At 49.0% G+C, this 6055-nt stretch carries 2 protein-coding genes; one reads left to right on the plus strand and one right to left on the minus strand.

What is annotated here, in order from left to right:
• Positions 1-384 precede the first annotated feature (384 nt).
• Complete coding sequence (locus tag KCG88_RS30730) at positions 385-666, plus strand: hypothetical protein (RefSeq protein ID WP_047284401.1); 282 nt, start codon at positions 385-387, stop codon at positions 664-666.
• Positions 667-2046: 1380 nt separating this feature from the next.
• Here the strand turns inward: KCG88_RS30730 and KCG88_RS30735 are convergent.
• The gene (locus KCG88_RS30735; protein ID WP_348984544.1) at positions 2047-6003 is read right to left on the minus strand and encodes a hemagglutinin repeat-containing protein; all 3957 of its coding nucleotides are present in this window, start codon (positions 6001-6003) and stop codon (positions 2047-2049) included.
• Positions 6004-6055: the final 52 nt, after the last annotated feature.

Here is a 6055-nt window from a genome sequence, read left to right on the forward strand (position 1 = left end):
CACTTTCGTCCGGGTTGTAACCGAGGTTGGACAGCAGGTAGTCCGAGCTCATGAACTGCTTGAGCTGTCAGCAAGATGTTTCCAGAGGTTTTTTATACTCTTCGTGAGTTGCTACTACTCGTCCTCCACGTTACCCTTCGGCCTTCGCAGCAAATGCTGTGATTGGACTTGGCGGTCCAAATAGATATAGGCGCAACAGCGCCCCCAATACGATTGCAGGCGCTTTTTTTACGCCCGCATCCTCGTGTTATGGCGGGTTGCGCAGGGACTCCTTCGGGAGTGCCAGGTCCTATATCCCTGGTCCGCCAACCTTGTGCAATCCGTCACCCTTACTCTGCTTGGCGGCAGAAGGTGATGGCTCAGATTGATATAGGAGTAAGATCCATGACGACTCTGAATCGATACATGCCGATTACCGGTCACGACTGCAACATTCCCTCGCTGTTGATCGATACTCAAGCACCCATCGATGTATTGCATGATGCAGCGGCCTACCGCATTCGCTCCGTGACTCAGTTGCTGGAAAGTTTTTCGATTTCGGAAGAGGCGCCCAAAGGTGCAGTGGTACTGCAGGAGCTGTCCGTGGTGTGCAGCATTTTGCTGCGCGATGGCTGTGATTTGTTGGATGTAGCAGGGCGACGACTGCAAGAAAAGCTTTCAAGCTAAATAGCAATGGGCGGCGTTAAGCTGCCCAGTCTTTGTGTAGTCGGCAATCTAAAATCTCCTGAAATTACTGCCCTATTGCCTCGCAATAAATATCAACCAACTAACCTACCACCCGAATAAAACTTACAAACTGCCTTTTTAAACCATTAACTTTATCTGATACATCAGCAAATCTTTTAGAAAACAAAAAGACACTCTATCGATACGCCCTAGTAAAAACCTTACTAACATCACTACTATTAAGAACTCCATTACTCATAAAGCCCACACTATCAGACACAACAATCCAATAGCGCAAGTCTTCTGGAAAATCAACTATCCCCACCATAACAGTAGGAGCCAAGTATCTAAAGTAGCCCCCGCATTTCAGTGACCCCAGCATAGCCAACTGGATAGTCAGCTCCTGCCCCCCTCGCCACAATGGTAAACAAAAAGACTCTTATTGATAGCTAAATTTTCCTCCGAATAGTCACCCATTTCGTACCAATCCTGCTCAAACTATTCAACTGCCTTGTTTAAAGAAGGATGTTTTTATATTGCTACGAAGAAAAATCGAATTTAAACCATCATTTTTATCATCTGGATATTCTAAATACCCCTCAGACTCCTCCCAAAAAAACTCTGAGAGCTTATATAAAATCTCCCCGCACCATCGACAGTCAAAAGAGCTCTTGGCAAACCTCCATAGCAGTTATTCATCATAACAGCAATCCACCCATAGTTATCCATTGCAAACCAAGTCACTATAGATCTAAACTCTGGCTTTCAACTCCTACCAAGTACAATCACAATTAACTGCCTTTGAACCATCTCACGCCACAGCTTTCAAAAGCATTAACAATAAATAGCCTTTCAGCAAACCTTATTCTTGATGAGCATACCCCTTGTCCAACCAGATACTCCGCAACTGATATCTCAGTGTATGCACCAGTTTCACTCTTGCAGAAGCTATTAAACTCGCCAACATTAAAACCAAAACTATCTTTCCGTACACGTTACGACGTCTACGTGCACAATATCGGCACTAATCTTCGCATTACCACCCCCGACTGCGATTTTAACTATAGGTCACATCAGACTCTATGAGTCCTTCAGCAACAGTCTTAGGTCCCTCCGTTAAAAAAAACCTCTCACCAATGCTCAGTTTCCCGTAACTCAAGCGCGGATAATATGTCAACTCCAACCTCACGGTATACGGCACACCGAATTTTGCAGAACTTGGAACTTCATACACCCGAACAGCCAACTCTTCACTCATGGATTCTGATCGAAAATATGGTGCATACCCATCACCCTCTGGCATAGATATCCGACCACCATAAGATGGCGGTCTGAATGTAACTTTAGCCATTACAAAGGGGACACGCATTTCTGCTCTATTCATTTTGGCACCACATGAACCTTATTAAATAAATCATAGAACTCTGGAAACTCATAAACATCTATACCAATAGCCTTACCTGCTCCTCCTGGGTCATCATGCCGATACATTTTATCCAAAAAAACTTTAGGGATTTCTATATACGTCTTAGTATAAGTCCTATCAGGATTTGCCTTGATGAAATCGTCCAAACTTTTCTCATCAAAACCAAACCGTTTAAAAGTTGAGTTCGGATGAATATTATAATCCCCATATTTTAGAATATCCGCAAGCTCCTCCGGTTCTACTGCACGCCACAAACGTGTTGTCTCTACAGTATCGGGGACCTTTACAACAGGAGACACTTTAATAGATGCCCACGCTGCACCTACCGTCTGCAAAGCATTATCTATCAGTTGTTGAGTACCTTTAGCAACATCATGTTCAGTCTCCGTATCGTACTTAAAAGGTACCTTAACAATCTCTTTGCCAACATCATCCAAATGAAAAAGCTGCTTAAACGTATCGACTAAGCCATTGACCGCATCAGATGGTAGATTTCCAGCTCCCTTCCATAGGCCACGAATTGCTGTATCTTTCGTTTTTGATAGAATCTCCTTTTCTTTTTCTGTTTGATTCTTCCTCGATGCCGCACTCAACATCGATTGGTATTCTGAGGTGAACTGCTTCCAAGTATCCACATACATACTTGAATCTTCATACGCCGTTAAACCTCCCGGCGCAAACATCAACATCAGACGCCCACTCTCATCAACAAACGTCTGAGACTGGCCTTTTAGAAACTCAAGAGCAGAGGCATCGGACATTGAGTGTTCAACAGCAAACGTCTTATCAACATTTTGTTGCGCCTGAGCAAGAAGACGGGCCTCAGCAGCTTCCACACTAATATTGTTTTCTTCTGCAAACTCTGCAGCCAATGCTTTGATTTTCTTGACTTCAAGGGCATGCAATTGTCGGTTATTGATATCCACTCCGGCGGCATTCGCCCCACCAACAATCACACCTGTGGTGCCTCCTGCCGAAGAGCCCGCTGTGGCTCCAAGGCCAGCAGTGATTAATGTCGCAATGGCATCTTGGTTATATTCCTCAATACCACTGTTCTTCAACGCCTCAGCAATAGCCGGCATGAGCGCTGCAGATGTCCCTGCCCCTAACGCACCACTTCCAGCGTTCCCGCTAGACAAACCGATAGTTGCACCCGCCAATGCGTGCAGCAAAACCCTCGCCGCACCTCCCTCAGCCCAAGCCGCCTTGGTAGCACTGTCCGCCTTGGGATCATGGTGTCGGGCATTTGAGTAATCGCCGATTTTCTTGAAGACGTCAGCCGATGACGTGTAAGCAACAACACCAACAGCCGTCGAACCTCCTGCCCCTCCCAACCCGGCGGCAACCAAGCCAGAGGCGATATCGGCCATGATTCGCTTGTCGCCACCCACATTCCAACTAGCCGCATCCTGAGCAGCGGCATTGGCTGCCGCTATCTGCTCTGAGTTCTGCGACTTCTCTGCTTCTCGCTTCGCCTTGTTGGCCGCATCCGCTTTAGCCTTGGCGACAGTATTGATAGCGCTGCTCGCCAGTTGCGCTGAACTCTGGATAAGGTCAATACGCTCATGCATGGCCTTCTCGTCAGGGCGGTCCAGGCGCTGATTGGCGTTGGCGGTATCACGATTCAGGCCCACCAGATCATTGATGCCTGCCGGGTCACGAACGGTGATAGTTCCCTCACTGATTGCACTGCGGGTGCTGCTGTGGTCCGACTCCTTGAGCGCGATCGGCAGGGTGCCCCCGGTCTCTGAATGAGCCCACTTCCGTTGATCATCAGGAGTCTTTGGACCGCGCGGGTTGTCCCATTTGGTGCTGGTATAGGAAGCGCTCAAGCTCGCGGCTTGGCTTTTTATTTCACTCTTGTTCTTGATGTCACTGACAAGCAGGCGTCCCGTATCCAGACGGTTCTTCTCAGCGTTGGCATCGCTGGCGATGACCGCTCCCTGCAACTGAGTGGTCTCACCAACATGAATGTCATATCCGCCTTTACCCGCATATAACCCTGTCTGGTCTGTCACCGCCTTGTAATCGCTGTTCATCTTGCTACCAGCGATATTTCCCGAGGCGGTGACCATGGCACCGTAGCAAAACGGTGGGACACAGAGACTGACTCCAGCACCAGCGCTCTTTTGCTGGTTCTTCTGGCTGGCTTCATCTTGCCGAGAGGCGATATTCAAGTTGCCGCCAATATCAGCCTTTATTGTGTCTGCTTTTACTTGCGCCCCAGCCAAGTTAGTGTCTTGGCCACTGGTCAAAAGCAATAAACCAGTATCGACGGTGCTATTGACCTGAGTGACCGAATGTCCAGTCCCCATGCCTTTGGCAATCTGTGCTCCAAGATCCAAAGTAAAGCCGTTTTGATCGCCAATATTAAAACTGGCGCCAATGCTTGTTTTACTGTTGGTGTTCTGATTATCCCACTGCGCACGATCTTGAGCGCTTTGCAGCACGATATCGTTCTTGGCTATCAAGGCCGTGTTTTCAGCCTTTAAATGACTGCCAATAACATGGATATCTCCCTTGGCCCCCTCACCATTGCCCCCGGCATTAATAACTAACCCCGCACCGCTGGTCAGGGTCGATTGTTTTGCGGTTTCGCTGTTGTATTCGCTGGAACTTTTAGTGCGTGTATTGGCAAGTTCGGTACCGATCTTGATCAGCGAACCGCTGCTGTTGGCTGGCTTACCCTCAGACTCTTGCGCAGAACCTGAGTCAAGGTTGCCCACTGCGTTGTAAGCAGAAAGAAGCGCTTGAGCGCTTTTGACTGCCTTGAGTCGACCATCATCAGCTTCCTTGGCGGCACGAACGTCATTACGGATACTCTTGGCGGTATCAATCACCATGCCGCCAATCACCCGCCCAACCGCCAGGCTCTTCGAACTATCAGAGCTGGTTTGCTTGGCTGTTTCAGTACCTGCCGCGATGGAGACATCCGCGCCGCTCAGCGACATGTCCTTGGTACTGACAAGATCACTGGCAACAACCTTAAGCTCACGGCCTGCATTTAGCTTTACGTTGCCAGCACTGGAGCCGATGGTGCTGCCAGTTAGGGTCGTTTCCTGTGCATTGCCGTTGTGTTTCTGGCTGCTTATGGAGAGATGCTGATTGCCTGTGATGTCATCCAAACCAAGCTTATTGGCAGTCAGTACACCAGTCAGGTCACGGTTTTTCTGCTTATGTATTTCTGTGCGCGAAAAAGTGTTCGTTGCAGCATCAATCGTGAGATCTCGAACAGCCTGTACACTCAAGTCCCCCGTACTGACCAACGAAGACCCGGTAACAGACGCATCCCTGCCGGCAGTCACACTGATGGTGTCACCCGACACCATGCTGCCGATAGCCATGGTACGAGTTTCGCTGACTTTATCTTCAACTTTGCTCGACTTCAGTCCGCCCCAACTGCTCTTGCTCTGCTTACGCTCATGCCGATCACTCTCGGAATCAGTAACAGCAAGGATCTGGACATCCTTGCCCGCTATCAGTTGTGCGTTGCCTTTTTCAGCGATCACCGCACTACCTTGCAATTGCAGGTTTTCTCCAGCTACCAGGACACTGTTAGTACCGGCACTGACCAAGCTACCCACATTGGAAATGCTTTCGGTCTCATCAAGGCGGAACTTCTTACCCGACGAAGACTTCTTGGTTTTGCTGTAGAAGCTGTAGTCCTGATCTTCGGCAGCTTTGAGAGCGAGGTTTTTACCAGCGACCAAATAAGCCTCATCACCCGCCGTTACACGACTAGCGATCAGGGCCAATTCCTGTCCCGCACTCAAGGTCACATCACCACCACCTTTTAGGCTAGTGCCCACCTGCTGAACATGATCCTCCTGGCTGGTGACCTTCTTGGTCTTGCTGTACGAATGCTGCTCATTGGCCGCCGAAACCAGGCTCAGGTTGGCCGTGGCGGTCATCGCCACATCGCGCTTGGCCTCGATCTGGCTGGCAATCGCACTGATGTCGCGA

Source organism: Pseudomonas sp. MWU349 (assembly GCF_017947325.1).
Classification (GTDB): domain Bacteria; phylum Pseudomonadota; class Gammaproteobacteria; order Pseudomonadales; family Pseudomonadaceae; genus Aquipseudomonas; species Aquipseudomonas protegens.

Bases quoted from the DNA above. Each gene is read 5' to 3' on its own strand.
- KCG88_RS30730 (WP_047284401.1), top strand. From the start codon at position 385: ATGACGACTCTGAATCGATACATGCCGATTACCGGTCACGACTGCAAC.
- KCG88_RS30735 (WP_348984544.1), bottom strand. From the start codon at position 6,003: ATGACCGCCACGGCCAACCTGAGCCTGGTTTCGGCGGCCAATGAGCAG.